Raw genomic sequence first — 24,948 nt, 5'->3', positions numbered from 1 at the left:
TGAAGCCCACCCCATCACGCACAGCCACAGCCACAGCCACCGAGACGCCAGGCCACACCCTGCGCTGCCCCCACCCCGCCCGAGGGTGCAGCCCTCCGGGCGCGCCGACCTACGGCCACCGGAACGCCAGGCCACGCCAAGTGCGCCCTCCTCCACGCCAGAGCCGAGCCAACCGGGCCGCCCAGTGCGCTGAGGCCGCGGTCAGCCCAGCTCGAACCCCTCCCGCCACGAAGGCCGGCTCGGCAGCCAGCCCAGGTCCTTCCGAGCGCGTGTGTTGTCCGCTCCCCGAGCCCACGGCGTGCGCTCACCCTCGGTCCGAGCAGGAGGCGGCGCCCCGACGGAAGCGCAGAACGCCGGCACCCAGTCGTAGCCCGCCGCGGGCTCGTCGTCGCAGACGTTGACCGGGCCGGTGGGCCAGGTGAGGGCGGCGAGCGCGGCCGAGGCGGCGTCGTCGATGTGGAGGAAGCTGGTTACGTCCGCGGTGGCCGGGAGGTTGCCGGCCGCCGCGAGCTGGGCCATGAGGGCGCCGGCGGTGTACCAGGTGTCCGGGCCGTAGAGGGTGCCGTAGCGCAGGACCACCCATTCGGGCAATTCCGACACCGCCGTCTCCAGGCTGGCGACGCCCGACACCGAGCCGAGCCGGTCGGGGGCGCCGCCCAGGTCGAGTGGCGTGTCTTCCGTCGCGGGCGCGGCGCCGGGCTCGTACGCCCACGAGATGCTCTGCGCGACGATCCGCCGCACCCCGGCGGCCTTCGCCGCGTCGACGAGGTTGCGCGTGCCGACCGTGCGCACCTGGGCGTTCGCGGTGCGGTCGCCCGAGCCGAGGTCCGTCAGCTGGTGCATCACCACATCCGGCGCGGCGGCCCGGACGATCTCGGCCAGTGCGGGCGCGTCGTACACGTCGCCGAGCACGGCCGTCGCGCCGAGCGCGGTGATCCGGTCGGCCGAGGCCCCGCCGCGCGCCAGCCCGACCACCTCGTGGCCCGCCCCGAGCAGCGCCGGCACCACCTTGCGCCCGACAACGCCGGACGCGCCGGCGAGGAAGATCCGCATCTTTCCCTCTCAAACGATCTCGTGTGGACAACCCAGGTGAGTTCCAGTCAACCGGCGCCCACGCCGGACCGGTAGTCCACTTCACCCCCGCCCCACTGGACCGGTTCACGGCACCCGGAGGTGTGGATCACACACCGGCCTGTCACGTTCGCCGGACCTGCGCGGTCTGGGCAGTGATCCACACCCGAGACGAAATGAGGCAAGACCGATGCGAGTGGCTGTCGCCGGCGGGACCGGGCTGATCGGCGCGCTGGTGGTGCGGAAGCTGACCGCGGCCGGGCACGAGCCGGCGGTGCTGGCGCGTTCGAGTGGCGTCGACCTGACGACCGGCGCCGGGCTCGGCGGGAAGCTCGACGGCTGCGAAGAAGTCGTCGACGTCACCAACGTCATGGCCGTGCGCAGGAAGCCGGCGGTCGGGTTCTTCGCCGCCGCCACGCGCAACCTCCTGGACGCCGCCGCGACGGCCGGGGCGCGGCACGTGATCACGCTCTCGATCGTCGGCGTGGACGACGTCGACCTCGGCTACTACTTCGGCAAGCGCAAGCAGGAGGAGCTGGTGCGCAACGGCCCGGTGCCGTGGACGATCCTGCGGGCCACTCAGTTCCACGAGTTCCCGGAGCCCCTTGTGGACGGTGCCCGCGGGGCGTTCGTGGTGGTGCCCCAGGAGCTGTCCCAGCCGGTCTCGGCGGACGAGGTCGCGAGCGCGCTGGCCGCGCAGGTCGGGCAGAAGCCGGGCGGCTACGTGCGGCCGCTCGCCGGACCCGAGCAGCTCCAGATGGCCGACATGGCCCGCCGGCTGGTCAAGGCCCGCGGATCCCGCAAGATCGTGCTGCCGGTGCGCCTGCCGGGCGCGGTCGGCAAGGCCATGACCGGCGGCGCGCTGCTGCCGCGCGAAGACTACGCCCAGGGCGAGCGGACGTTCGCCGAGTACCTGCGCCGCGTCGCGAACCGACTGTCCTGAAAGGACTCCCATGCACACCCTCGCCATCCGGGCCGCCCTGGTGATCCCATTCCTCGACGAAGTGGTCGTCGGCGGCTGGAACCAGCTGTTCCCCGAAGGCTTCTACACCACGTTTCCCACGGTGGACCTGAACCCGCCGTTCAGCGAGCACTTCGCCCGCGACTTCGGCGGCGCGACGCTGGCCATCGCGCTGGTGCTCGGCATCGCACTGGTCAAACCGAAGACGCACTACGTCGTGCCCGCCGCGGCGGCGTTCTCGCTCTTCGCCGTGCCGCACTTCTTCTTCCACCTGTTCGACACGCACCCGCCGGTCATGTGGCAGGCCGTCGTGCTCACCACCGCCAATGCCCTGGTGGCACTCCTCGGCCTGGCTGCGATCCTCCTGGCCGTGCTGCGCGACCGGCGCGAGGCTACTGCGGATTAGCCCGGTACGGGTCGAGCGCGCCGGTCGGCCCGTTGCCGACGAAGTCGCCGGTCGCCCGCTACATCTCGCGTTCGTCCGCCGGCCGAGCGGGCAGCGTCAGCCCCATCGCGGTGCCAGCGGCGGGCGGCCGAGGTCGGCCATCGCGCAGACGGCGCCGGCCCACTCGCCCGTGGCGACCACGGCCACCCGATACCAGACGACGGCAGGCGCCCCCGCCGTCACCCACGACCGGTCCGCCCGCCCCGGCGACGAGGTCGACGGCGGCGGCCACCGCGACGAGCCCGTGGCCGTAGAGCAGGCTGACCAAGAAGTCGACTTACGTGCGCCGAACCGCGTGGCCACTACCTGCCGAAGCCTGGACCCGGCGGCTGGACACCCTGTTGACCACCGCCGGCCCACGTTGCGGAATCCTTCGACCCGAGGAGTTCGACATCGAAGCGAATCCCACCGACGGAAGGTGACCGGGCGTCGCCTCCGCGGAATCCCCGACGGTGGCGTCGGCGCGTCAGGATCACTAAATCGCGGCGAGTCCTCGTCGGGAGCGCCGGGATCCGTAGGTCCGTCGTTGTGCGACGTCGTCATCCGCCGCCCCTGTCGTTCACGCGAGCCGGTCACCATAGTGGGAAACGCCCGCGCAACCGAGGGTCGGCGCGAAATCAAGCCGGCCCCAGATCCGAGGAAAGCCAGTGTTCCGGCCGCATCGAAATCACGATGTGCTCTCCGATGTGGGTGCGCTCGAAGTCCAGGAAGGGCGCGACTTTCTCCGGCGGGAGGTACCGCGACACCATTTCCCACGTTTGCTCGTCGGCACTGGGGCCGGTACCGGTAACCGGTCCTTCCACCGAGACGTAGCGGACGGTGGGCGAGATCCGTTGCACCATCAGGGTGAAGCGCCCCGCCGCCTCGATCGCGCGGGCTTTGCGCGCGCCCGGGGGCGTGCGGATCCACAGATCACCACCCGGGGTGTACTGGTACCAGATGGGCACGACGAGCGGAGCACGGTCGGGGCGTTCGACCACCGACAACGCGCCGACGTGCGGCTCGGCCAGGAACTGTTCGCGTATTTCCGCTGTCAACACCATGACCGCGCAGGCTACGCCGTGGGTCCGACAAGAACCGTCACACTCGGCCGTAAAGTCCACTGTGGACGAATGATTCGGTACGATCGAGGCAACTCCTGTAACGCTCATGAAATCCTTTTCGATTGAACTGGGGTAACCCTTTCGCGAGACCGAGAGGAACGGGGAAATGACAGTCGCCAAAACAGATGACCGCGATCTGACGCCCGCACCGTGACCGCGTCCGGGCAGGACACCGTGCTGGTCGTGGGGGCCGGGCCGGTGGGCTTGACGGCCGCCGCCGAGCTGGTGCGCCAGGGCGCGCGCGTGCGGGTGGTGGAGCAGCTGGCCGAGCCCACCACGCAGTCCCGCGCGGTCGTCGTGCACCCGCGCACGCAGGAGCACCTGGCCGCCATGGGCGTGCTCGCGCGGCTGGAGCGCGAAGCGTCCGCCATGACCGCGCTGGAGATCTACGCCGGCCACGACCCGAAGCAGCCCACCGTGCGGCTGGACACCGAGCACCTCACCACCCGCTACCGCCGCATCCTCGACCTCCCCCAGCCACGGACCGAGGCGCTGCTCGCCGAACACGCGGCCGGCCTGGGCGTGCGGGTCGAACGCGGCGTGACACTGGAGAGCCTCGAACAGGATTCGACGGGCGTCACGGCCACCTTCACCTCGGCGGCCGGGCGCGACCGGTCCCGCTACGGCTGGGTGGTCGGCGCCGACGGCGGGCACAGCACCACGCGCACGGCCGTCGGCACGCGGATCGAGGGCGTGTTCGAAGGTCAACATTTTTTGTTCGCCGACGTCGCCGCCGAGTCCGAACGCTCACCCGACACCGTGCGAATGTTCGCGCACCCCGATGGCATCGGCGGCGTGTTCCCGATGCCCGAGGGCCGCACGCGGCTGTTGTTCGAAGTCGAACCCCCGGCGGCCGGTGCGGTCCCGACGATCGCCGAGACACAGCAGCTCGTCGACCAGCGCGCGGGCGGCGCCTGGCACGTGACGGACGCACACTGGCTCACGTACTTCGAGATCCACCACGGCCAGGTGCCCCGCTACCGGCACGGCCGGGTGCTGCTGGCCGGCGACGCCGCGCACATCCACAGCCCCGCCGGCGGTCAGGGCATGAACACCGGCATCCAGGACGCGGTGAACCTCGCGTGGAAGCTCGCCTTGGTCGCCACCGGCCGCGCCGATCCCGCGCTGCTCGATTCCTACCACGCCGAACGCCACCGGGTCGGCGCGTCCGTGGTCAAGGAGACCACGCGCATGACCGACGTCATGACCGTCAACGGCGCCGAACGCGGGCTGCGCAACCTCGCGCTGTTCCTGGTCGGACACCTCCCGCCGGTGCGCGAGGAGCTGATCTCCGGCATCGCCGAGGTCGACATCCACTACCGCGCCAGCCCCATCGTCACCGGCCGCGCGACCTCACGGCGGCACCCGCACCCGGGCGACCACGCGCCCGACCTGCCCGGCCTGCGCGCCGCCGACGGCACGCCGACCTCACTCGACGAGCTGCTCCGTCGGCCCGGCCACCTGCTCCTCACGAGCGTCCGGGACACGGCGGTCCTTGACGAGTTCCGCGCGGCCCTGGCCGGGCTCGGCACGGTCCTACCCCTCGGCCCCGGCGGACTCCAGGACCCGGACGGCTCGTTCACCGACCGCTACGGCACCGGCGACCACGGCCTCGCCCTCATCCGCCCCGACGGTTACCTCGGCCTCATCACCCGGGAGGGAACTCCCGAAAAACTGTCCGAATACGCACAACTCCTGATGCACGCCGCTCAGGCTTCGTTGCCCGGTGGTAAGTCCCGCACATTCTGAAACCCGAGCTGCGGGCCGCCACTCGTCGCGGCGGCGAACGGGCTCAGCAGGTACCCGATGTGGTCGCCCGTGTCGTGACGCGACAGGACTTCGCCGGCGAACCAGTCGGGGCACCCGTCGAGCAACGGGAGACCGCGCGGCCCGGAATGCCAGGCGCACAAGGAGAACTTGTCGACGTCGAACCCACTGCGGGAGCCGAACAGCCGGGCGAGCTCCGCCGCGTCCCGCGTCAGCCGGTGCACGGCGAGCTCCCCGACGCCCGCCGCGACCTCCGTCGTGTGGTTCTCCTTCGACAGCCACACCATGAACCGCGGCGGCGAGATGCTGCACTGCGCCGCGAAGCCCACGAGGCACCCGGCTCGTCGCTCGCCGTCGCGGCACGTCACGACGTACATCGGGTAGTCCAGCTGTCCTGCCCAGCTGTCGAACTGGTCGTCGGCCACGGCCCTCCTCACCGAACGGACCGTCAGCGCAGGGGCGCGGCGAGCCCGGCACATGTCGCGGCCAGCAGCCGGGTCAGTGTCGGGGCGAAGTCACCGGGGCCGACGATCGACAGCGACGCGTCGGCCCGGTACGCCGCGGCGAGCTCGGCCCCGGGATGGGTGACCTGCCACAGCGTGGCCGCGAGGGCGTTGGCCGCGGTGACGACGTCGATCGCCGCGGCGGCAAGGGAAGGCGTCGCAGCTCTGATGGCCGCGGTCAGGACGTCGATCGCCTGGCGGCTGCCGCGCTTGAACTCCACGACGTGCTCGACGTCGACGTCGTGTTCCAGGTGTAGCGGGACGTTGGCGAACAGGTCGCACAGCAACGGATCGGCGGCCAGGCACGCGACGAGCACCTCCGCCAGCTCCGCCGGTGAGACCGTGCGGCCGCGAAGCTCTTCGTCGACCGCATTCGCCCAGCTCGCCCAGCCGTCCGCCGCGAGCCGCAACAGCACGTGCTTGTGCGAGGGGAAGTAGCGGCGCATCGCGGAATGGTGCACGCCCACCTGGTCGGCGATCGCCGTGAGCGTGACCGACGCGACGCCCCGCCCGCGCGCGAGCGTGCGCGCCGCGTCCACCAGGGCTTCAGCACGCTGACGCTTGCTTTCGGGCGAACGCGCGCGCTGGAAAGAAGTCACCTCCGCAGCATAACGCACGATGTGTGCGTTGACAGGACGAGCGCGGCGAGGCTAGCGTCTCATTAACGCACAAGGTGTGCGCAATCAACAGGAGGCTCCCATGGCCAGCAAGGTTCTCCTCGTCACCGGCACCACGTCCGGGATGGGCCGCACGATCGCGCTCGACGCCGCCGCGGCCGGGTACACGGTCGTGGCCACCGGGCGCGACGAGCAGCGGATGGCCGAACTCGCCAAGGAGGCGAAGGCCCGCCAGGTCGAGCTCGACATCCGGTTCCTCGAGATCACCGACCACCCCGCCGTCTACGCCCTGATCGGCGCCGTGGCCCGGATCCACGGGCACCTCGACGCCGTGGTCTCGCAAGCCGGCGGCATCTTCGCCCTCGGCACGGCGGAGCAGATCACGATGGACGGCTTCCGTTTCGTCCTCGAGACGAACTTCTTCGGCAACCTCGCCGTCATCAAGGCCGCGCTGCCGCACCTGCGCGCGAGCAAGGGCAGGCTGATCGTGACGACCAGCGCCAACGGGCTGGTCGGTGCGCCGTACAACGACGCGTACGCGGCTTCGAAGTTCGCGCTCGAAGGAGCTGTCGAGTCGCTCGCTCCGGTCGTCGCGCGCTACGGCGTGCGGACCACCATCGTGGAACCCGGGCCGGTGGCCACCGAGGTGATGGCCCCGCGGCGCTTCGAGAAGCTGCTGCTCCACGACGCGGTGGAGAACAGCCCGTACCCCGAGCCGTGGGACTTCCTGTCCCGGGTCATCGGGAACACCGGCGGCGTGCAGGCGGTCGAGGAGGTCGGCCCGCAGATCCTCGACCTGCTCGCCCGCGACAACCCGCCGCTGCGGTTCCAGACCGCGCAGTGGGCCCGGGACTTCGTCGCGCCGAAGTTGTCCGCGGACTTGGACGGCAAGAAGGTCTACGAGGCTTCGGAGGCATACATCGGCCTCGCCGGCTAGTACCTACGGCAGCAGCAGCGGGATGAGCGCCCGGCGGTGGCGCGTGACGAACTGCCACACGAGAAAACCCAATGCCAGCAACAGGTAGCTGTTGCCGATCACGTGGTCCAGCGGCCCCCAGGACAGCTCGCGGAAGTCGTTGTTGGGCAACAGCGAATGCGGCGCGACTATGAAGATCGCGATCACGGCCGCCAGCCCGGCGACCGCGCGGCCGGTCGTGGCGCGGGCGGCCGCCACGATCGTCGCGGGGACGATCCAGACCCAGTGGTGCGACCACGAGATGGGTGAGCACACGAGGACCGCGGCGGCGTTGAGCAGGAAGGCGACCGGTTCGTCGGCCCGGCGCATGGCCGCCGCCGCGAGGATCAAGGCGGCCAGGGTCGCCGCGGCGACCAGGACGAGCGTGGGTGTCGCGGGGAGGCCGAAGCGGTGGACGGCGCCCTGGATGGTCTGGTTGGTGGCGAAGATCGAACCGCTCATGCCCGACGCGCCGGTCAGCCCGCCGCCGAGCCAATAGGCCGCGGAAGCCTGAGGGGCCAACACAAAACCGACCACGCCGGCGGCGACGAACGTGACGAGGGCGGTGGCGAGCGCACGGAAGTCCTTCCTCAGCAGGAAGAACAGCAGAAACCCGGCGGGCGTGATCTTCACGGCCGCGGCCAGGCCGACGAGCACCCCGCGCGGCAGTCGGGTTTTCGGCCCGAGGCAGTCGATCACGACCAGAGCCATGAGCACGAGGTTGACCTGTCCGAACCACAGCGTCTCGCGCACCGGCTCGAATGCCAGCGACGCCGCCCCGACCACGACCGCGGCCAGCACCGCGGTGCGCGTTTCGGCGCGCGGCCGCACGACGACGTAGACCGTGGCACCCAGTGCGGTCAGCGAAATCGCCAGCATCAGGACGGCGGCCACCGGCGTGGGCACCGCGGCCGGCACGAGGAACAGGACGGCGGCGAACGGCGGATAGATGAACGGCAACGTCATGCCCGACCGCGTCGGCGGCAGCGGGCCGTAGAGGTCGCGGCCGTGCGCCAGCGCCTGCGCGCCGAGCCGGTAGACCTCCAGGTCCACCGGCCACAGCGTGCACACGACCGCGAGCACGCCCGCCGCGAAGACGACCGCCGCCACCACCAACGCCACCACGACCCCCCGGCGAGCGGCCGCCTCGTCAAACAGGTGTTTCAGCACTCCGGCCGGTGTCGCGCGCCCCCCAGGGCCTCGGAACGTGATCACCCCGTGATCATCCACGGCGCGTGATCGTTTCACCGAGTCGGGGGCTGTTCGTCACGCGCTGAAGCCGCTGCGGCGGGCCCGCCGTGCCTGCGCCCAAGTAGTGACGGGCACCAGACCGGGGGTCGATCGGCGCCGGGGTCGCCCGGGCAAATCGGCTATTCGGTCCAGACCACGCACGAGTCGACAGTCGCCCGCACCCAACGCTCCGGCGGATACCAGCCCGGCTCGGCGCGGCAGTCACCCCTGCCGCACCAGGAGAATCGCTGCGGCCAGGACCTCCGCGTCAGCCCAACGCCGTCCGACCGGCCCGCCCAGGCCGGACCATCACCGGAGTCGACGGTTGCGCACCTGCGCCCAACGCACTCCGGCCGGATTCGCGATGCACACCCCCTCGTGTACCAGGCCGCTCCGTGCGCACATCTGCCGCGTCGAGTGAGTCGCCGCCTGACCAGACCTCCGCACAAGCGCGACGCCGACCGCTCGCCCCCGCCACACCGGACCACCCCACGAGCCCACGGTTGCGCACCTGCGCCCAACGCACTCCGGCCGCGTTCGCGATGCACACTCCCCCGTGGACCAGGCCCACTCCGCGCGCACACCTGCCGCGTCGAGTGAGTCGCCGCCTGACCAGACCTCCGCACAAGCCCCACGCCACCCGACCGGCCCCGCCACACCGGACCACCCCACAAGCCCACGGCTGCGCACCTGCACCCAACGCACCCCGGCCGCGTTCGCGAAGCACACTCCCCCGTGGACCAGGCCCACTGCGCGCCACCTGCCGCGACGAGTGAGTCGCCGCCAGACCAGACCCCCGCCCAAGCCCGACGCCGACCGCTCGCCCCCTCCACACCGGACCACCCCACGAACCCACGTCGCGCCCAACAGGTCCCGCCGCGTCGGCGATGCACACGCCCGCCGGCATCAGCCTCACTCGGCGCCGGCAATCGCCCCGTGGCCGCACGAGCCCGGCGCTGCTCGCGGGCTCCAGGTCCGGACCACTCCGGATCAGCGGCCCCGGCGTGCCGCAGCCGCCGACACCATCCCCAGCGCCAGATCCGCGTAGTACTCCCCCAGTTCCTCAGGCGAATCCGCCCCGTCCAGCCGGTACCACCGGACCAGGTCGACGCCCAGCGAGAGGATCGCGCGCACGACCCGGTGGGCGTCGGCGTCGGGGAAGGCACCGGTGGTGGTGCCGTGGGTGAGGGCGTCGTGGAAGACCGAGGTGGACCGGCGGCGCAGGTCGACGATCACGTCGTAGTGCGCGGGCGTCAGGGCGCCCAGTTCGTACTGGCTGACGCGCGCGGCGACGTGGTGGCGGGCGTGCCACGAGACGAAGGCGGCGACGAGGGCGCGCAGGTGCGCGGCGGGGTCGGCGTCGGGCGGGACGCGGTTCAGCACGTCGAGTGAACTTTTGTGCCCGGCGCGGGTGATCTCGAACAGCACTTCCTCCTTGGAGCTGAAGTGCACGTACAGCGCGGCGGGCGAGAGGCCGGCCGCGGCGGTGATGTCCCTGGTCGTGGTGGCGTGGAAACCCTGGGCGGCGAAGCAGCGCACGCCACCGGTGAGCAGGCCGCGCGCGGCTTTGCCGAAGCCGGCGTCCCAGAGGTCGGGCGAGTCGTCCGCCAGGTCGGGGAGCGCGGATCGCTGGGCGCTCATCGGGGTCCTTTCCGCCGGAAGGGGGCCCTTGCTCCGCCCCACGGGTGTGTGTATCGTCGCACACCACCAGCGATTATGACTATGCGCTTAGTCATTGTCCCAGGTAGATGTGTCCCAGCTAGATGTTCTTCCGCGATCCGCCGTCGATCGGGAGGAGGACACCGTGGACGTGTCCTGCGCGTTCCCCACCGCTCTGGACTCTCCGGAAAAAATCGCACTGGCCGAGCGACTCGGCTACCACCGGGCGTGGGTGTACGACACACCCCAGCAAAGCCCCGACGTCTGGATGACCCTTGCCCTCGCCGCCGACCGCACCGAGCGCATCGGCCTCGGCCCGGGCGTGCTCGTGCCCAGCCTGCGCCACCCCATGGTCAACGCCGCGGCCACGGCCACCCTCGCCGCGCTCGCCCCCGGCCGCGTGGCGGTCGCGTTCGGCACCGGCTTTTCCGGCCGCCGCGCGATGGGGTACGGCGCCGTGCGCTGGGCGTTCATGGAGTCCTACCTCCGCGCGTACCGCGGGCTGCTGCGCGGCGAAACCGTGGAGTGGGAAGGCGCGCGAATGCGGATGCTGCACCCCGACGGCCACGCTCCGGCGCGGCCCCTCGACGTGCCGATCCTCGTCGGCGCGCTCGGCCCCAAGGGCAACAAGGTCGCGAGCGAGCTCGGCGACGGCCTGTTCGCCACGCTGCAGACGCCCGAGTTCATGAAGGACCACCCCTGGGTCGCGTTCCTCGAATGGGGCACGGTGCTCGACGAGGGTGAACCCACCGACTCCGCCCACGCACGCTCGGCCGCCGGCCCGGGCTGGGCACTGTCCTTCCACGGCGCCTACGAGTTCGGCGGCCCCGACGCGGTGCGTACGTTGCCCGGCGGGGTGGAATGGCTCGAGGTGGTGGAAAAAACACACGAGGAACACCGCCACCTCACCATCCACTCAGGACACTGCGTCGACCTCAACGAAGCCGACAGCGCCGCCTGGCAAGCCGGCGGCGACTCCACGCTGCGCGAGGTGACGCTGAGCGGAACCCGCGACGAGGTCCGCCGCAAGATCGACGACTACGCCTCGCGCGGCGTCACCGAGATCGTCTTCCAGCCGTGCGGGCCCGACATCCAGGGCGAGCTCGAGCGCTTCCTCGATGCCGCCGCCGGCTGACCCGAACCCACACCGTCCACAGGGGAATCATGAGCCGCGAAACGAGCACCGTCCTAGAAGGACTGTCCTACCTGGAGTGCCCACGCTGGCACGACAACCGCATCTGGTTCGCCGATTTCTACACCTACCGAGTGTGTTCGGCCGCCGAAGACGGCACAGACCCGCGCACGGAAGCCGAGGTTCCGCAGCAGCCGTCGGGCCTCGGCTGGCTGCCCGACGGCCGGCTCCTGGTCGTGTCGATGCGCGACCGCCTGCTGCTGCGCCGCGAGCCGGACAGCACGCTCGTGCCCCACGCGGACCTCTCCGGCCACGTCAAGGGCCACCCCAACGACATGGTCGTCGATGCCCGCGGCCGCGCCTTCGTCGGCGAGTTCGGCTTCGACCTCATGGGCGGCGCCCCGCTCGAATCCGCGTCGCTGCTGCGCGCCGACCCGGACGGCACCGTCACCACCGTCGCGCGGGACCTGTGGTTCCCCAACGGAAGCGTGCTCACCGACGACGGGGTGCTCCTGGTCAACGAGACCTTCGGCAACCGTGTCACGGCGTTCGACGTCGCCGACGACGGGTCCCTGGCCAACCGCCGGATCTGGGCGCAGTTCGGTGACCTACCGACCGGCGCGGATCTCCCGGCCGCGATCGCGCAGCTGGTCGTCGGCCCCGACGGCTGCTGCCTCGACGCCGAGGGCGCGCTCTGGATCGCCGACGCCGTGGGGGCCCGCGTGATCCGCGTGCGTGAGGGCGGCGAGATCACCGACGAGATCCCCACGGGCACCGGCGTGTTCGCCTGCATGCTCGGCGGCGCCGACGGCCGCACCCTCTACCTGTGCACCGCGCCCGACTTCGACGAGAACGCCCGGAAGAACGCCTGCGAAGGCCGTCTCGCCGCGGCCCGGGTGGACGTGCCCCACGCCGGGCTTCCCTGACCCGTCAGGGTTCCAGCCGCACCGGCAGCCGCGCCTTGCCGGAGAACACGATGGTGGGCAACGGTTCCAGCGTCTCCCCCGGCTCGGCGAGCTCGAGGCGGGAGAAGCGGTCGAAGAGCGCGGTCACGGCGACCGTCGCCTCGGTGAGGCCGAGTGCCCCGGCGATGCAGAGGTGCGCGCCGTGGCCGAAGGCGAGGTGGTCTTTGTCCGGGCGGTTCACGTCGAAGGCCCCGGGCGTTTCGCCGTGGCGGCGAGGATCGCGCCCGGCCGCGCCGAAGCCCAGGAGGATGGCCTCGCCGCGGCGGATGAGAACGCCTTCGCCGAGATCGATGTCCTCGACGGCGTAGCGCAACGGCATGTGCTGCACGGGAGCGTCGGCGCGCAACGTCTCGTCGAGGACATCCGGCCACGGCGTCTGTCCGCCGAGGACGGACGCTCGCTGGTCCGGGTGAGTGGCGAGATCGAAGACCGCGTTGGTGATCAGGCCGGTCGTCGACGGGATGCCGCCGGCGATGGTCACGGCGAGGGCGAGAACACGTTCCTCTTCGGTGAGATGTCGAGTCCCAAGGCACGTCCGTTGCCGCGCGGATTCGCACACGGCGGCTGGAACGCTGCCGGCACGACCTCACCGCGCCCCAGCACCGGCACGTGCCGATCGCCGCCATCGGGCGGCGCTGGGGGTTCTCGGATGCCGCGCAATTCTCCCGCCTGTTCCGCAGTACTTATGGCCGTTCTCCGCGCGAATACCGCCACGACAGCGTGCTCGCCGAGTAACAATGCTCTGCGATGACGTACAACCACAGCGTCATCCGACGGGCGCGGTGAGCGGGTGCCGGAATCTAACTTGATCTTGTGAACGATCCCCACAACCGACGTCCGTTTCCGAACACAACGCGTGCGATCACGATCATGCTCACCACTCTTGCGGTGGGTGTTGTGACTGCGTGTTCAACGCCCACCACCCCGACCGCCGCCGCCCCCAGCCCACCGCCCCAGCCGCCGCCCGCCGCGGCCGCGACCAGCTGGTCACCGGCACCCGTGGTGCCGCTCGCCTCGCAGCCGCCGCCGGCGCTGCTCGTGGACAGTCCCCTGCCCGACCAGCTCGCCATGGGGCTGGTGGTGATCCGCTACCGCGCGGAGAACCTGCGGATCGTGCCCGTGTACGGACCCGCCGCGCTCGACGTGTCGCCGCGGATCGGCCACATCCACGTGACCGTGGACGACGCGCCGTGGCACTGGGCCGACGCGAGCGGCGAGCCGCTGATCCTCCAGAGCCTGCCGCCGGGGCCGCACAAGGTGTGGATCGGGCTGGCGGACCCGACGCACAAGATCCTCGACAGCAAGACGGTCGCCTTCACCGTCCCACCCCACGCCGGCGGCCATTAGCCGACGGCCTGCACGCCGGGCTCTAGCCGACGCCCGCACGACGAGCCCAACCGACGGCCCGCACGCTGGGCTCTAGCCGACGGCCCGCACGCTGGGCTCTAGCCGACGGCCCGCACGCCGACCTCAGCCGACAGCCCGCACACCAGGCTCAGCCGGCGAACTCCACGATCAGCCGCGCCAGCTCGTCCGGCTGGTCCTCCGGCACGAAGGCGCCCGAATCGGCGACCGTGACCAGCCGGGCGTCGGGCAGGACAGCCGCGAGGCGGGCGAAGAGCGAGGCAGGGAAGATGCGGTCGTCCGCCGCGCGGACCAGCAGCACGGGCTTGCCGAAACCGGGCAGTGCCCCGGCGGCGGCCAGCGTGTACCGGGGGTGCACGCCGAGAAGGAACCGGCGCAGGTCCCGGCGGATCTCGCCGCTGTCGTAGGCCGGGCGCAGGTAGGAATCCAGCACCTCGGCGGGGATCCCGTGCTTGGCCAACGCGCCGAACGCCGACGGCTGCCGCCGCACGATCGGCAGCCGCAGCAGCCGGCTGCCGGCCCAGGCCGCGCCGGGCAGCCGCATCAGCCGCGGCAGCGCGTCGAACGGCGCGGGGAAGAACTCCTCGAACGCGTCGCACGGCGTGAGCACAACCCGGCCGATCCGGCCCGGGTTTTCCGTCATGAGGATCTGGGTGAGTGCCCCGCCGGTGTCGTTGGCGACCACCGTCACGTCAGTGAGGTCGAGCGCGTCGAGGAACTGCCCGATCAGCCGGGCGACGCCGGACGGCGTCAGGTCCGCGTCCGCCGCCAGGGGCACGCGGTGCGCGCCGAGCGGCCAATCCGGGGCGAGACATCGAAACCCCGCGTCGGCGACGGCCGGCACGACCTTGCGCCACAGGTTCGCGTTGACGAGCAGCCCGTGTACGAACACCACCGCCGGCCCGGACCCACGCTCGGAGTACGCGACCCGGCCCCCGGGCAGGGTCACGCTCTTGCCGGTGCCGAGCATGCCGGCCTCCTCGGTGCTCGACGGTGCCGACAGTCCTTTGTGGAATACGCCGGTGCCGCCATCGTCACAGAACGCCGCGCGACCTTCAACACGCCTACCCCCATTCCAGGGTGGGCCTCAGGCCGGCTCGGGGATTTCTAAGTCGTCGAACCCGGGGATGAACATCACGACGTGGGTGATGAGCTCGCCCTCGAACGTCAGCACGTCCCACCCGGTGATGGGCTCGGTTCGCCCGGGCGTGCAGCTCGGTGATCCGCTCGTTCAGCGCCTCCCGGCCCCGCAGCACCCGATCCGGCTCGACCACCGTCACGTCCTCGGTGTACACGCGCTCGAGCGCCGCCGCCCGCTCTGGGGTGTCAGCGATCATCCAGGCAGCCAGGTGCCCCTTGACCAGTCGGTAAACAATCATGACGACCGGGCCTTCCGGGCCGACGTGCGCCGGATCACGGATCATCCCGATTGTCGCCTGATGGAAGGCTTTTCTCCGCGGGCGGCGTCGGTCTAGGATGGACGATTCTCCTGGGGGAGGAGGGTGGGCGAGGGATGTTCCAGATTCCGGTGACCGCGGACATGCGGCGGTGGACGGTCCGGCTGTGCGAGGACGTCGCGGTGTTCGCGTGCACACCGCTGGTCGAGGACCACACGGCGGCGCGCGCGCTGCCTCGGAGCTGGGACGGGCGCGGGCTCGGCCTGCCGGAGCACGACGTCGCGGGGTTCGCGGCGGCGCTGGGCGAGATCATGAAGACTCCGCTGTTCTGGCGGGCCTACCGCGGCGCCGCTCGCGGCCCGGAGCAGCTGTGGGCCGAGCCGCACCGGGACGACGAGGACGGGTTCGTGTACCTGAGCGGGCCGTGCGGCGAGACGTCCGAGGTCGTCGGCTACCGCCCCGTCTACAGCTTCACCCTCGCGCTGGCCGACCTGCGCGGGCTGCGGATCCGGCTGGCCGCGTACCTGCGCGACAGCCTCGTGCGCGCCTGATCGTCACCCCGGTTCGCCCGGGGCGGGTGGGAGGGTGAGCGACATGGACGACCAGTGGCGATCCGTGGACGACCTGGACGCCGACCCCGCGTGGTCGGTCACGCGCAGCCCGACGCACGGGCAGTGGGTCACGGCGGAATGGGCGTCGGGGCCGTGGCTGGTCGGCCTGACCCCCGTCGACTCCGGCGTGGTGGCGGCCATCCTCTGGTCCGGCGACGACGTGGTCGGCCACGCGCGTGGCAGCGAAGCGGCGATGTGTGCGACCTGCCGGACCTGGATCCACGGGCTGCGCACGCAGGACGCCGCACCGGCACCCGTCCGGCGCGACGCCGAGCTCAACGTCTGACGGTCGTCAGCGTGACACCCCGCCGGAGGGGCCGGTCACGTCAGCCGGTAGACGCGTTCGGCGTTGCCGCCGAGCACCGCGTCGAGCACGCTCGGCTCGAGCCCGAGGCCGGCCACGGCCTTGCGGTTGACGCCGATGCCGGGGGACGCGGGCCAGTCCGTGCCGAAGATCCACCTCGCCGCGATGCGGTCGAGGTCGAACCGGTCGTAGTACTGCGGCAGCTTGCGCGGCGGCAGGCCGGCGATGTCGAGCCAGACGTTCGGCCGGGCCAGCGCCATGAAGCCGGCGACCTCGTAGCTCCAGCCGCGGCCGCCGTGCGCGAGCACGACAGTGAGGTCCGGGAAGTCGCGCAGCACGTCGTCCATCAGCACCGGGTCGCCGCGGCGGCCGCTCGCGCCGGGGAACGAGCTGGGGCCGGTGTGCGTGATCACCGGGATCCCGCGTTGCTCGCACTCGGCGTACGCGGGGTAGAGCTCCCGGTCGTTCGGCGCGAAGTTCCCGTGGACCGGGTGGATCTTCAGGGCGACCGCGCCCAGGTCCAGCTGCCGGCGCAGCTCGGTCGCGACCGGGTAGTGCAGGTGCGGGTTGACGTTGGCGACCAGGCGGAACCGCGTCGGGTTGTACTCGAGGACCGGGAGCAGGTCCTCGGCCGGCTGGATGCCCGTGACCCGCGGGCTGTGCTCGGTGAACAGCAGCGCGCGATCCACCCCGCCTGCGGCGAACAGCGCGTCGATCCGCTTCGGGACGATCGCGCCGTCGGGCCCGTACATGGACTCCACTTCCGCCCGGTCGGAGGCCGGGCTGAGCCAGGTGTCCCAGCCGAGCTTCAACGTCGGGAGCCGCGCCAGGTGCACGTGAGCGTCGACGATCATCCGCGCGATCCTGCCAGTCGGGTTCCGGTGAACGGTCAGCTGGTTCTACCACGAGAAGGTTCCCGGGACGTCAGCGCCAGGTGGGCATCTGCGTGTCGATGTAGCGGGTGCCCGGGACCGCGACGACGTCGTCACCGCGGCCGGGCAAGGAGCACCGTCCTCGATGATCAAGCCGCGAGCTGCCGGACCAGCAGCGTCGTGCCGATCGCGATCATGGCTCCGCCGGAGAAGCGGGACACACCACGGGCCCAGCCGGGCCGTGTCGACAGCACCACCCGAGCGCCCAGCCCGACTCCGGCGTAGACGAGCCCGCAACTGACGGTGTGCACCAGGCCGAGCACGAGGATCTGCCCGGCCACCGGCCACGCCGCCGACGGGTCGGTGAACTGCGGCAGCAGCGCGAGGAAAAGCAGCAGCGCCTTGGGGTTCAGCCCGCTGATGCCCGCGCCTTTCGCGACCTGCCGCACCCACGAACCGGCCTCGTTGTCCGTGGCCGACCCGGGCGTTGCCGGACGGAGCAGCGCCGACACGCCCAGCCAGATCAGGTACACCGCGCCCACGGCGGTGAGCACCGTCAGCACGACCGGCGAGCCGGCCACCAGCGCGGCGACGCCCGCCGCGACCACCGCGGTCAGGGCCAGGTAGCCGACGAGCAGCCCGCCCACCGCGAGCGGGACCGAGCGTTTTCGCAGGCCCGCGTTGATCAGGTAGGCCCAGTCCGCGCCGGGTGTGAGCACCAGCAGGAACGACACGCCCCAGAACGCGAAGATGCCGCCGATCGCCATCGATGTTCCTTTCGCCAGGCCCCCACCTGGGGAAAGGCTATGGCGAAACGTCCGGCAGATGTTTCCAAAGTTCCCCGGATCCGTGGCTCATGAGGGAGAATTACGGCCATGGACGCCCTCGACCGGAAGATTCTTGCCGAGCTGCAGCGCGACGGCCGGCAGACCATCACCGAGCTGGCCGAGCGGCTACAGCTCAGCCTCTCCCCCTGCCACCGCCGGGTCCGCGCCCTCGAGAAATCCGGCACCATCGCCGGCTACCGCGCGCACGTGAACGCCCAGGCCCTGGGGCTCGGCTTCGACTGCCTGGTGTTCGTGACGATGCGCGAGTCCGACGGCGCCACCGTGGCCGCGTTCGAAGAGGCCGTCGCCGAGGTCGAGAACGTCGTTCAGGCGCAACGGCTTTTCGGTGACCCGGACTACCTGCTGCGCGTGGTCGCCCACGACCTGCCCGCGTTCCAGCAGCTCTACGACAAGCGGCTCGCGACGCTGCCCGGCGTTCAGCGCATCAGCTCGACGCTGGTGATGAAGAACGTCGTGGAGGACCGGCCGCTGCCGATGTGAACGGGCCACGACGGCGGACGAACGGGCACAATGGACACCCGCGCCCCGTCGGCTCCGGTATTCTCGCACTGTGCACAGTGGACAAATCAGCAGCTTGGGTCTGCTTCTCTCGGGCATCGCGAGCGTCGTCGCTCCGGGCAACGTCGCCGACACCCTTCGGATCACCGCCGCGGACCCGCGCGGCACCACGGATTTCCGCGCCGGGCTCGGCGGCACCTACGCGGCCCTCGGCGGCTGGGCGCTCGCCAGCCAGCAGCCGGCCGCGGACCTCGCCGTCGGCGCCACCTGGCTGGGCGCCGCCGCCGTCCGGCTCGGCTCGCTCGCCCTCGACCGGCCGAAGACCGACGCGAGTTACTGGGCGTTCCTCGGTCTGGAGGTCGGGCTCGGTTCCCTCGCACTGCTGTCCGCTCGCTCGCGCCGGCGGGCCCGGCGCCCGAACCCGGGTCAGCCGAGCCGGGCGTAGTCGATGATCGCGTCGAAGTCGCACCCGCGCAGGGTTCCGTAGCCCGGTCCCCAGCCGGAACCCAGGCGCGAGGCGACGAACGCGGCGGCGACGACCGTCGGCGCGTGCCGCACCAGTAGCGCGGCCTGCACGGCGAGCGCGAGGCGTGTGACGAGTGCTCACCTGGCCCTCGACGACGATCTGGGACCTCGTCCCCGCGATGCTCGTCATCGGCGTCGGCAACGGCCTGTCCCGACGACGCAGCAGACGTCGATGGCCCTGGGTGTCGCCGTGTTCGGCGGCGTGTTCTCCGCGCTGAGCACCGGGCCGCTCGGTTTCGGCAGCGCGTTCGCGGTGGTGTTCGGAATCTTGGCGGTGTTGCGCCTGTCCGTCGCCGTGGTTGCGCGGACGCTGCCTGACCCCCGCTGAAAGGCGCCGACCAGAACTACGCCGTGACCCCCACCAGCCGGAGCGCGAATCGGCTGTACTGCCACACCAGCGCGTCCTCGGATTGTTCGCCGTCGGCGCGGTACCAGACGGCGACGCCCATGCCCAGGTCGAGGACCGCGTACGAGGCCAGCCGAACGGAGTCCACCTGGAACACACCCGCGTCCACACCGGACTGGACGACCGCGCGGAAGCAGGCCTCGTACTCGGCGCGCAGGGCGAGCACGCGGGTGAGGTGCGGCTCGGCAAGACTGCGGATCTCGCGGGTGCCGACGAAGGCCTCCAGCCGGTGCCGGGCGTGGTAGCGGACGTGGGCCTCGGTGGCGCGACGAAGGCGCTCGACGGGGTCGGCGACACCGCCCACTGCGGCGCGGTGCGCGGTGAGCAGGTCCTCCATGGTCGTGACCATGATCGCCACCAGCAGGTCCTGCTTGGCGGCGACGTGTTTGTACAGGCTGGGGCCGCGGATCCCCACGGCCGCCCCGATGTCACCCATGGTGGTGCTCTCGAACCCCTTGCGGGTGAACAGCTCGAGCGCGGCCTCACGGATGTGGCCGGATCGGTCCACGCGACCTCCCTTCGGCTAACACAGGATAGCCGACGCGCCGCCACCAGGGTGACTGGCGCCACCGGGCTGTGACACAGCATAAGAACCCGCCTATAGTCAGCGGCTAATAGTCATTAGCCGATGGGAGAGCGCCGTGGCCGTCGACCTCGCGCCCGGGCCCGAGGTCGCCGACCTCGCCGAGCGCACCGCGAAGTTCATCCGCGACGTGGTGATCCCCGTCGAAGAAGAACACAAGGGCGTAGTGCATTCCGACGACATCCGCCGGCAGCTTCAGCAGGCCGCCAAGGATGCGGGCGTCTTCGCCCCGCACGTGAGCGACGAGTACGGCGGTCACGGTCTCGACATGCGCGGCCGTGCCGCCGTGTTCGAGGAGGCCGGTTACTCGCTGCTCGGCCCGCTCGCGCTGAACATCGCCGCGCCCGACGAGGGCAACATGCACATGCTCGAGGCGATCGCGAGCGACGAACAGAAAGAGCGCTACCTGCGGCCGCTCGCGACCGGCGAGATCCGCTCCTGCTTCGCGATGACGGAGCCCGCGCCGGGCGCCGGGTCCGACCCGGGCGCCCTGGCGACGCTGGCGGAACGCGTCGAGGACGGCTGGCGCATCACCGGCCGCAAGTGGTTCATCACCGGGGCCGAGGGCGCCGGGTTCACGATCTGCATGGCCCGCACGTCCGGCGAACCCGGCCACACCGGCGGCGCGACGATGTTCCTCGTCGACGCGGACACCCCGGGCATGAAGGTGGTCCGGCACATCGACACCCTCGACGAGAGCCTCTTCGGCGGCCACATCGAGCTCGACTTCGACGGCTGCGTCGTGCCCGAAGACGCGGTGCTCGGCGAGGTCGACGAAGGCTTCCGCTACGCGCAGGTCCGCCTCGGCCCGGCGCGGATGACCCACTGCATGCGCTGGCTCGGCATCGCCCGCCGCGCGCAGGACATCGCCGTCGCCCGCGCGGCCGAGCGCGAGCTGTTCGGCTCCCGGCTCGGCGACCTGGGCATGGTGCAGCAGATGATCGCCGACAACGAGATCGACATCGCGGCCTCGCGCGGCCTCATCCTGCAAGCGTGCTGGGAGCTCGATCGCGGCGGGCACGCGTCGCAGGAGACGGCGATCGCGAAGACGTTCTGCGCCGAGGCGATCTGGCGCGTGGTCGACCGCGCGGTGCAGATCTGCGGCTCGCTCGGCATCTCCGGCGACGTGCTGCTCGGCCGGTTCCTGCGGGAGGTCCGCCCGTTCCGCATCTACGACGGCCCGTCGGAAACCCACCGTTGGGCGATCGCACGCCGCGTGCTGCGCCGCCAGTCGAAGGCCGCGCGATGACGTCCACAGTAGACGGTCTGGACCTGAAGGCGCTCGAGGCGTTCTTCGCCGCCGAGGTCCCCGGCTTCGGCGGGCACCTCAGTGCGGAAATGCTGCAGGGCGGCCGATCCAATCTCACCTACGTGCTCACCGACGGCCGCGGCCGCTGGGTGCTGCGCCGGCCGCCGCTGGGCGGGCTCACGCCCTCGGCCCACGACATGGGCCGCGAATACCGTGTCGTGGCGGCGCTGCGCGACAGCGACGTGCCCGTCGCCCGCGCGGTGGTGCTGGGCGGCGAAGACGTGCTCGGCGTGCCGTTCTCGGTGGTGGAGCACGTCGACGGCGTCGTCATCCGGACCACGGAACAGCTGAACGCGCTGGCCGACGACGACATCCGGCGCTGTGCGGAAGGCCTCGTCGATGTGCTGGCCCGCCTGCACGCCGTCGACCCGCACGCCGTCGGGCTCGGCGACTTCGGCCGGCCCGAGGGCTACCTGGGTCGCCAGGTCCGCCGCTGGCACGACCAGTGGGCACGAGTCCGGACCCGCCCGTTGCCCGACATCGAGGCGCTGCACGCGCGCCTTGAAGAGACCTGCCCGGCCAAGAGCGGCGCGTCGATCGTGCACGGCGACTACCGCATCGACAACATCATCCTCGCCCCGGACGACCCGGCAATGGCCCGCGCGGTCGTGGACTGGGAGATGGCGACGCTGGGCGATCCGCTCGCGGACCTCGGCCTGCACCTGGTCTACTCGGACCCCGCGTTCGCGCCCGTGCTCGCCGGCGCCGCCGCGTCGACGAGCGATCGGCTGCCCGCGGTCGGTGACCTCGCGCAGCGCTACGCCGAGATCAGCGGCCGCGACCTGGGCCGGCTCGACTTCTACCTCGCGCTGGGCTACTTCAAGATCGCCGTGATCGCCGAAGGCATCCACGCGCGCTACCGGCAGGGGCTCACGCGCGGCTCGGGCTTCGAGTCCGTCGGCGGCGCCGTCGCCCCGCTTGCCGCCGCCGGGCTGCGCGCCGCCGCGCGGATCGGGCAGGTGTGACCGTGACCGGAGTGCTCGACCTGTTCCGCCTCGACGGCAAGGTCGCCGTCGTCACCGGCGCCAGCTCGGGGCTGGGCGCGGGGTTCACCCGCGCGCTGGCCGAAGCCGGCGCCGACGTCGTCCTCGCCGCCCGCCGGACCGACCGCCTGGCCGAGGTCGCCGAAAGCGTCCGCGACCTGGGCCGCCGCGCCGCCGTCGTGGCCGCCGACGTCGCCGACCCCGCTGCCTGCGACGCCCTGGTGCAGGCCGCGCTCGCCGAGTTCGGGCGCATCGACGTGCTCGTGAACAACGCCGGCGTCGGCACCGCCGTCCCGGCTCTGCGCGAGACGCCCGAGGAGTTCCGCCGGGTCGTCGACGTGAACCTCAACGGCGTCTACTGGGCCGCGCAGGCGTGCGGGCGCGTGATGGCGGCCGGGTCGAGCATCGTGAACATCAGCAGCGTGCTCGCGCTCATCAAGTCCTACGCGCCGCAGGCGGCCTACTCGGCGAGCAAGGCCGGCGTCCTCGGGCTGACCCGCGACCTCGCACAGCAGTGGTCGGGCCGCCGCGGCATCCGCGTCAACGCCATCGCGCCGGGCTACTTCGCCAGCGAGATGACCGAGGACATCCCCGAAGACGTGCTCCTGCCGTTCGTGAAGCAGCACAGCCCGCTCGGGCGGCTGGGCAAGCAGCACGAGCTGGACGCCGCCGTCGTGTTCCTGGCCGGCGACGCGTCGTCCTACATCACCGGCACGACCCTCGCGGTGGACGGGGGCATGTCCGGCCACTGAGCTCAGTTCGCGGCCCGCCGCCGGGCGAGGACGTCACGGGTGGCGGCGACGAAGGCGTGGCAGACGGGATCGGTTTCGTCGGCGTGCCAGGCCAGGGCGAGGCGGCTGGGCGGCAACCCGGTCAGGGGCACGTAGGCGACGCCCGCGCGCGGAAAGTAAGTCTCGGCCACCGCCGCGGTCAACGTGATCGCGCGACCGGCGGCGACCGCTTGCAGCTCTTCGTCGACGTCGCCGACCTCGACCAGCCGTGGCTTGAGCGCGGCCGGCCGGAAGCTTCCTCCGGACCAGAACTCGGCCCACACCGGGTCGGCCGTGCGCCGGACCGCGACGGGGTCGCCGAGCAGCTCGGTCACGTCCACTCTGTCGCGCCCGGCGAGCCGGTGCCGCGACGGCAGCCCGGCGACGCGGGGCTCGGTTCCCAGGACCAGCAGGCGCAGCCCGTGGGAACGGAACGGCGGGCGGACGAACGCGAGCGACGTCGTGCGGTCGCGCAGCCCGGCCGAGGGGTCTTCCCAGCCGTGGCGCTTGAGCTCGACCTCGACGCCGGGGCTGCGCTCCCGGAAGCGGTCGATGATCTCGGCGGTCAGGTCGCCGGCCGCGACGCCGTAGAAGCCGACCGGCAGCACCCGCCCGTACGCCGACTGCCGGGCCTCGCGTTCCGCTTCGCCCAGGAGCCCCGGGATCTCGCGGGCGTGTTCGACGAACCGCGCCCCGGCGTCCGTGCACGCGACCGAGCGGGTGGTCCGGCGGAACAACGCGACGCCGAGGTGCCGCTCGATGGCCTTGACCCGCGCGGACAACGCCGGTTGCGACACGTGCAGGTGCTCCGCGGCGCGGGAGAAGTTGAGCGTGTCCGCCACCGCGACCACGTAGCGCAGGTGCCGGGCTTCAAGATCCATAACTCGAAAGTACTCAATCCGCCGCGGCCGGTCTTTCCCCTCACGGCGTTCGGGGACCTAACCTCGAGGGTGTTCGCGATGGGAGGACGGACCCGGACGGTCGGCCCTCGCCGGAGGAGGAGGCCTGATGTCGGTGTCGGACGAGGTGGAGACCACCGCCGTGCCGTTGCGCGCGTGGCCGGTCGCGACCGTGTTCGCGCGCCTGGCGCTGGCCGCCGGCTTCCTCTCCGCGGTGGCCGACCGCTTCGGTCTCTGGGGCTCGCTGCACACCGGCAACGTGGCGTGGGGTGGCTTCGCGGCCTTCACGGCGTACACACACAGGCTCGTGCCCTATCTGCCCGACGGCCTGGCCGGTGTCGCCGCGTGGGCGGCGACCGTCGCGGAGCTCACTTTGGGTCTCACGCTGCTCGCCGGGGTCGCCGTGCGGTGGTCGGCCTGGGCGGCGACAGCCCTGCAGCTCGTGTTCGCGTTGTCCATGATGGTGTTCCTCGGCTGGGAAGCGCCGCTGAGCGCCTCGGTCTTCAGCGCTTGCGCCGCGGCTTTGCTCCTGGCCCTCGCGCCCGTCCGCACGTTCGCGTTCAGCTTCGACCGGCTCTTCGCGACCGCATCCGAAAAGAGGTAACCCGTGACTCTCCTCGACGACGACATGCGCCGCGTGGTGGCCGACGCGAAGCTGTCCTTTGTGGCCACCGTCCGACCCGACGGCGCGCCGAACCTCTCGCCCAAGGGTTCCGTGAGTGTGTACGACGACGAGCACCTGGCGTTCATGGACATGGCCTCTCCGGGCACCGTCGAGAACCTGCGGAACGATCCGCGAGTCGAGGTGAATTCGATCGACTTCTTCCGCCGCCGCGGCTACCGCTTCCGGGGCACCGCCGAGATCCTCCCGCCGGGCGACCCCGTGCACACGTGGCTCGCCGACTGGCTGCTGGCGGCCAACGGCCCGGGCTACCCGTTCCACCACGCCGTGCTCATCCACGTCGACGAGGTCCACCCGGTCCTCTCTCCCGCCTACACCTTCGGCGGTGCGACCGAGGAGGCGCTCGTCCCGGAGTGGAAAGCCCGCTACAACGCCGAGTACCCCGAATGATGCGGGCAGCCGGGATCGACCGCTTCGGCGGCGACGTCCGCCCCCTCGACCTCGACGCGCCGGCGAGCCCGGGGCCGGACGAGGTCGTGGTCTGCCGT

General features: G+C 71.7%; 31 protein-coding genes and 1 pseudogene. 19 read left to right on the top strand and 13 right to left on the bottom strand.

Annotated features, from left to right (window positions below):
* Positions 1–201: 201 nt before the first annotated feature.
* The gene (locus AB0M56_RS36870; RefSeq protein ID WP_364184996.1) at positions 202–1,053 is read right to left on the bottom strand and encodes an NAD(P)-dependent oxidoreductase; all 852 of its coding nucleotides are present in this window, start codon (positions 1,051–1,053) and stop codon (positions 202–204) included.
* Positions 1,054–1,261: 208 nt separating this feature from the next.
* On the opposite strand from AB0M56_RS36870, the gene AB0M56_RS36865 reads away from it, so the two are divergent.
* Both AB0M56_RS36865 and AB0M56_RS36860 read left to right on the top strand, forming a co-directional pair.
* Positions 1,262–2,014, top strand: coding sequence for an NAD(P)H-binding protein (locus AB0M56_RS36865; RefSeq protein ID WP_364184994.1), 753 nt, complete (start codon positions 1,262–1,264; stop codon positions 2,012–2,014).
* Between the two features lie 10 nt (positions 2,015–2,024).
* On the top strand, positions 2,025–2,438 hold the full coding sequence (locus AB0M56_RS36860; RefSeq protein WP_364184992.1) for a hypothetical protein: 414 nt from the start codon (positions 2,025–2,027) through the stop codon (positions 2,436–2,438).
* 656 nt (positions 2,439–3,094) lie between these two features.
* On the opposite strand, the gene AB0M56_RS36855 is transcribed toward AB0M56_RS36860, so the two are convergent.
* Positions 3,095–3,520, bottom strand: coding sequence for a pyridoxamine 5'-phosphate oxidase family protein (locus AB0M56_RS36855; RefSeq protein ID WP_364184990.1), 426 nt, complete (start codon positions 3,518–3,520; stop codon positions 3,095–3,097).
* 210 nt (positions 3,521–3,730) lie between these two features.
* On the opposite strand from AB0M56_RS36855, the gene AB0M56_RS36850 reads away from it, so the two are divergent.
* Positions 3,731–5,329 (top strand): FAD-dependent monooxygenase, encoded by a 1,599-nt coding sequence (locus AB0M56_RS36850; RefSeq protein WP_364184988.1) that lies wholly within the window; start codon positions 3,731–3,733, stop codon positions 5,327–5,329.
* Here AB0M56_RS36850 and AB0M56_RS36845 read toward each other — a convergent pair.
* Entirely contained in the window at positions 5,290–5,772 is a 483-nt protein-coding gene (locus AB0M56_RS36845) for a flavin reductase family protein (RefSeq protein ID WP_364184986.1), read from the bottom strand. The two genes, AB0M56_RS36850 and AB0M56_RS36845, sit on opposite strands and share 40 nt — an antisense overlap.
* Positions 5,773–5,795: 23 nt before the next feature.
* Positions 5,796–6,449 (bottom strand): TetR family transcriptional regulator, encoded by a 654-nt coding sequence (locus AB0M56_RS36840; protein WP_364184984.1) that lies wholly within the window; start codon positions 6,447–6,449, stop codon positions 5,796–5,798.
* A 100-nt stretch (positions 6,450–6,549) separates the two neighbouring features.
* Between AB0M56_RS36840 and AB0M56_RS36835 the strand changes: the two genes are divergently transcribed.
* Positions 6,550–7,404: an SDR family NAD(P)-dependent oxidoreductase gene (locus AB0M56_RS36835; protein WP_364184982.1), complete on the top strand. Its 855-nt coding sequence runs from the start codon at positions 6,550–6,552 to the stop codon at positions 7,402–7,404.
* A 3-nt stretch (positions 7,405–7,407) separates the two neighbouring features.
* On the opposite strand, the gene AB0M56_RS36830 is transcribed toward AB0M56_RS36835, so the two are convergent.
* The gene (locus AB0M56_RS36830) at positions 7,408–8,592 is read right to left on the bottom strand and encodes a glycosyltransferase 87 family protein (protein ID WP_364184980.1); all 1,185 of its coding nucleotides are present in this window, start codon (positions 8,590–8,592) and stop codon (positions 7,408–7,410) included.
* A 1,050-nt stretch (positions 8,593–9,642) separates the two neighbouring features.
* Complete coding sequence (locus tag AB0M56_RS36825; protein ID WP_364184978.1) at positions 9,643–10,293, bottom strand: TetR/AcrR family transcriptional regulator; 651 nt, start codon at positions 10,291–10,293, stop codon at positions 9,643–9,645.
* A gap of 163 nt (positions 10,294–10,456) precedes the next feature.
* Between AB0M56_RS36825 and AB0M56_RS36820 the strand changes: the two genes are divergently transcribed.
* Together AB0M56_RS36820 and AB0M56_RS36815 are read left to right on the top strand one after the other, a co-directional pair.
* Complete coding sequence (locus tag AB0M56_RS36820; protein ID WP_364184976.1) at positions 10,457–11,446, top strand: LLM class flavin-dependent oxidoreductase; 990 nt, start codon at positions 10,457–10,459, stop codon at positions 11,444–11,446.
* 29 nt (positions 11,447–11,475) lie between these two features.
* A complete protein-coding gene (locus tag AB0M56_RS36815) occupies positions 11,476–12,369 on the top strand; it encodes an SMP-30/gluconolactonase/LRE family protein (RefSeq protein WP_364184974.1) in 894 nt (297 codons plus the stop codon).
* A gap of 4 nt (positions 12,370–12,373) precedes the next feature.
* Here the strand turns inward: AB0M56_RS36815 and AB0M56_RS36810 are convergent, their stop codons facing one another.
* Positions 12,374–12,889 (bottom strand): cytochrome P450, encoded by a 516-nt coding sequence (locus tag AB0M56_RS36810; RefSeq protein ID WP_364184972.1) that lies wholly within the window; start codon positions 12,887–12,889, stop codon positions 12,374–12,376.
* Between the two features lie 56 nt (positions 12,890–12,945).
* On the opposite strand from AB0M56_RS36810, the pseudogene AB0M56_RS36805 reads away from it, so the two are divergent.
* Both AB0M56_RS36805 and AB0M56_RS36800 read left to right on the top strand, forming a co-directional pair.
* Positions 12,946–13,143, top strand: a pseudogene (locus AB0M56_RS36805) (helix-turn-helix domain-containing protein); the annotation flags it as partial.
* A 162-nt stretch (positions 13,144–13,305) separates the two neighbouring features.
* Positions 13,306–13,755: a DUF6130 family protein gene (locus AB0M56_RS36800; protein ID WP_364184970.1), complete on the top strand. Its 450-nt coding sequence runs from the start codon at positions 13,306–13,308 to the stop codon at positions 13,753–13,755.
* 148 nt (positions 13,756–13,903) lie between these two features.
* On the opposite strand, the gene AB0M56_RS36795 is transcribed toward AB0M56_RS36800, so the two are convergent.
* Positions 13,904–14,743, bottom strand: a complete 840-nt coding sequence (locus AB0M56_RS36795; RefSeq protein ID WP_364184968.1) for an alpha/beta hydrolase — start codon at positions 14,741–14,743, stop codon at positions 13,904–13,906.
* A gap of 157 nt (positions 14,744–14,900) precedes the next feature.
* On the opposite strand from AB0M56_RS36795, the gene AB0M56_RS36790 reads away from it, so the two are divergent.
* From AB0M56_RS36790 to AB0M56_RS36780, 3 genes are read left to right on the top strand one after another with little or no spacing between them, the layout of a single operon-like run.
* Entirely contained in the window at positions 14,901–15,248 is a 348-nt protein-coding gene (locus tag AB0M56_RS36790; protein ID WP_364184966.1) for a hypothetical protein, read from the top strand.
* A 38-nt stretch (positions 15,249–15,286) separates the two neighbouring features.
* Positions 15,287–15,721, top strand: a complete 435-nt coding sequence (locus tag AB0M56_RS36785; protein WP_364184964.1) for a hypothetical protein — start codon at positions 15,287–15,289, stop codon at positions 15,719–15,721.
* 43 nt (positions 15,722–15,764) lie between these two features.
* On the top strand, positions 15,765–16,067 hold the full coding sequence (locus AB0M56_RS36780) for a hypothetical protein (protein ID WP_364184962.1): 303 nt from the start codon (positions 15,765–15,767) through the stop codon (positions 16,065–16,067).
* Positions 16,068–16,102: 35 nt separating this feature from the next.
* On the opposite strand, the gene AB0M56_RS36775 is transcribed toward AB0M56_RS36780, so the two are convergent.
* Positions 16,103–16,939 carry an amidohydrolase family protein gene (locus tag AB0M56_RS36775; RefSeq protein ID WP_364184960.1) on the bottom strand — a complete coding sequence of 279 codons (837 nt, stop codon included), beginning with the start codon at positions 16,937–16,939 and terminating at the stop codon, positions 16,103–16,105.
* Between the two features lie 167 nt (positions 16,940–17,106).
* Positions 17,107–17,724: a LysE family translocator gene (locus AB0M56_RS36770; protein WP_364184958.1), complete on the bottom strand. Its 618-nt coding sequence runs from the start codon at positions 17,722–17,724 to the stop codon at positions 17,107–17,109.
* Between the two features lie 108 nt (positions 17,725–17,832).
* Between AB0M56_RS36770 and AB0M56_RS36765 the strand changes: the two genes are divergently transcribed.
* Positions 17,833–18,285, top strand: a complete 453-nt coding sequence (locus AB0M56_RS36765) for an Lrp/AsnC family transcriptional regulator (RefSeq protein WP_364184956.1) — start codon at positions 17,833–17,835, stop codon at positions 18,283–18,285.
* A gap of 70 nt (positions 18,286–18,355) precedes the next feature.
* Complete coding sequence (locus AB0M56_RS36760) at positions 18,356–18,748, top strand: hypothetical protein (protein ID WP_364184954.1); 393 nt, start codon at positions 18,356–18,358, stop codon at positions 18,746–18,748.
* Here the strand turns inward: AB0M56_RS36760 and AB0M56_RS36755 are convergent.
* Positions 18,730–18,879 (bottom strand): hypothetical protein, encoded by a 150-nt coding sequence (locus AB0M56_RS36755; protein ID WP_364184952.1) that lies wholly within the window; start codon positions 18,877–18,879, stop codon positions 18,730–18,732. The genes AB0M56_RS36760 and AB0M56_RS36755 overlap by 19 nt on opposite strands.
* 121 nt (positions 18,880–19,000) lie before the next feature.
* Between AB0M56_RS36755 and AB0M56_RS36750 the strand changes: the two genes are divergently transcribed.
* A complete protein-coding gene (locus tag AB0M56_RS36750; protein ID WP_364184950.1) occupies positions 19,001–19,156 on the top strand; it encodes a hypothetical protein in 156 nt (51 codons plus the stop codon).
* 16 nt (positions 19,157–19,172) lie between these two features.
* Here AB0M56_RS36750 and AB0M56_RS36745 read toward each other — a convergent pair whose 3' ends face one another.
* Complete coding sequence (locus tag AB0M56_RS36745) at positions 19,173–19,742, bottom strand: TetR/AcrR family transcriptional regulator (RefSeq protein WP_364184948.1); 570 nt, start codon at positions 19,740–19,742, stop codon at positions 19,173–19,175.
* Between the two features lie 133 nt (positions 19,743–19,875).
* On the opposite strand from AB0M56_RS36745, the gene AB0M56_RS36740 reads away from it, so the two are divergent.
* Genes AB0M56_RS36740 through AB0M56_RS36730 form a run of 3 tightly spaced genes read left to right on the top strand, consistent with a single transcriptional unit; the run spans position 19,876 to position 22,861 of the window.
* Positions 19,876–21,066, top strand: a complete 1,191-nt coding sequence (locus tag AB0M56_RS36740) for an acyl-CoA dehydrogenase family protein (RefSeq protein WP_364184946.1) — start codon at positions 19,876–19,878, stop codon at positions 21,064–21,066.
* Positions 21,063–22,091 (top strand): phosphotransferase family protein, encoded by a 1,029-nt coding sequence (locus AB0M56_RS36735; protein ID WP_364184944.1) that lies wholly within the window; start codon positions 21,063–21,065, stop codon positions 22,089–22,091. Before AB0M56_RS36740 ends, AB0M56_RS36735 begins: the two co-directional genes overlap by 4 nt.
* Before the next feature lie 2 nt (positions 22,092–22,093).
* Complete coding sequence (locus AB0M56_RS36730) at positions 22,094–22,861, top strand: glucose 1-dehydrogenase (protein WP_364184942.1); 768 nt, start codon at positions 22,094–22,096, stop codon at positions 22,859–22,861.
* A gap of 2 nt (positions 22,862–22,863) precedes the next feature.
* On the opposite strand, the gene AB0M56_RS36725 is transcribed toward AB0M56_RS36730, so the two are convergent.
* Positions 22,864–23,760: a LysR substrate-binding domain-containing protein gene (locus AB0M56_RS36725; protein WP_364184940.1), complete on the bottom strand. Its 897-nt coding sequence runs from the start codon at positions 23,758–23,760 to the stop codon at positions 22,864–22,866.
* Between the two features lie 127 nt (positions 23,761–23,887).
* Here AB0M56_RS36725 and AB0M56_RS36720 point away from each other — a divergent pair, with 127 nt between their 5' ends.
* Both AB0M56_RS36720 and AB0M56_RS36715 read left to right on the top strand, forming a co-directional pair.
* The gene (locus tag AB0M56_RS36720) at positions 23,888–24,382 is read left to right on the top strand and encodes a hypothetical protein (RefSeq protein ID WP_364184938.1); all 495 of its coding nucleotides are present in this window, start codon (positions 23,888–23,890) and stop codon (positions 24,380–24,382) included.
* A gap of 3 nt (positions 24,383–24,385) precedes the next feature.
* Positions 24,386–24,850 (top strand): pyridoxamine 5'-phosphate oxidase family protein, encoded by a 465-nt coding sequence (locus AB0M56_RS36715; protein WP_364184936.1) that lies wholly within the window; start codon positions 24,386–24,388, stop codon positions 24,848–24,850.
* The last annotated feature ends 98 nt before the right edge of the window (positions 24,851–24,948 follow it).

This window comes from Amycolatopsis sp. NPDC051372 (assembly GCF_040682095.1).
In the GTDB taxonomy this organism is placed as follows: domain Bacteria; phylum Actinomycetota; class Actinomycetes; order Mycobacteriales; family Pseudonocardiaceae; genus Amycolatopsis.
Note: the sequence above shows the minus strand (reverse complement) of the source record. Positions and strands in the feature narration are given on the sequence as shown.

Coding starts and splice junctions, on each gene's coding strand:
- AB0M56_RS36870 (WP_364184996.1), bottom strand. CDS start 1,053: ATGCGGATCTTCCTCGCCGGCGCGTCCGGCGTTGTCGGGCGCAAGGTG.
- AB0M56_RS36865 (WP_364184994.1), top strand. CDS start 1,262: ATGCGAGTGGCTGTCGCCGGCGGGACCGGGCTGATCGGCGCGCTGGTG.
- AB0M56_RS36860 (WP_364184992.1), top strand. CDS start 2,025: ATGCACACCCTCGCCATCCGGGCCGCCCTGGTGATCCCATTCCTCGAC.
- AB0M56_RS36855 (WP_364184990.1), bottom strand. CDS start 3,520: ATGGTGTTGACAGCGGAAATACGCGAACAGTTCCTGGCCGAGCCGCAC.
- AB0M56_RS36835 (WP_364184982.1), top strand. CDS start 6,550: ATGGCCAGCAAGGTTCTCCTCGTCACCGGCACCACGTCCGGGATGGGC.
- AB0M56_RS36825 (WP_364184978.1), bottom strand. CDS start 10,293: ATGAGCGCCCAGCGATCCGCGCTCCCCGACCTGGCGGACGACTCGCCC.
- AB0M56_RS36815 (WP_364184974.1), top strand. CDS start 11,476: ATGAGCCGCGAAACGAGCACCGTCCTAGAAGGACTGTCCTACCTGGAG.
- AB0M56_RS36795 (WP_364184968.1), bottom strand. CDS start 14,743: ATGCTCGGCACCGGCAAGAGCGTGACCCTGCCCGGGGGCCGGGTCGCG.
- AB0M56_RS36790 (WP_364184966.1), top strand. CDS start 14,901: ATGAACATCACGACGTGGGTGATGAGCTCGCCCTCGAACGTCAGCACG.
- AB0M56_RS36785 (WP_364184964.1), top strand. CDS start 15,287: ATGTTCCAGATTCCGGTGACCGCGGACATGCGGCGGTGGACGGTCCGG.
- AB0M56_RS36780 (WP_364184962.1), top strand. CDS start 15,765: ATGGACGACCAGTGGCGATCCGTGGACGACCTGGACGCCGACCCCGCG.
- AB0M56_RS36775 (WP_364184960.1), bottom strand. CDS start 16,939: ATGATCGTCGACGCTCACGTGCACCTGGCGCGGCTCCCGACGTTGAAG.
- AB0M56_RS36770 (WP_364184958.1), bottom strand. CDS start 17,724: ATGGCGATCGGCGGCATCTTCGCGTTCTGGGGCGTGTCGTTCCTGCTG.
- AB0M56_RS36765 (WP_364184956.1), top strand. CDS start 17,833: ATGGACGCCCTCGACCGGAAGATTCTTGCCGAGCTGCAGCGCGACGGC.
- AB0M56_RS36750 (WP_364184950.1), top strand. CDS start 19,001: ATGGCCCTGGGTGTCGCCGTGTTCGGCGGCGTGTTCTCCGCGCTGAGC.
- AB0M56_RS36735 (WP_364184944.1), top strand. CDS start 21,063: ATGACGTCCACAGTAGACGGTCTGGACCTGAAGGCGCTCGAGGCGTTC.
- AB0M56_RS36725 (WP_364184940.1), bottom strand. CDS start 23,760: ATGGATCTTGAAGCCCGGCACCTGCGCTACGTGGTCGCGGTGGCGGAC.
- AB0M56_RS36720 (WP_364184938.1), top strand. CDS start 23,888: ATGTCGGTGTCGGACGAGGTGGAGACCACCGCCGTGCCGTTGCGCGCG.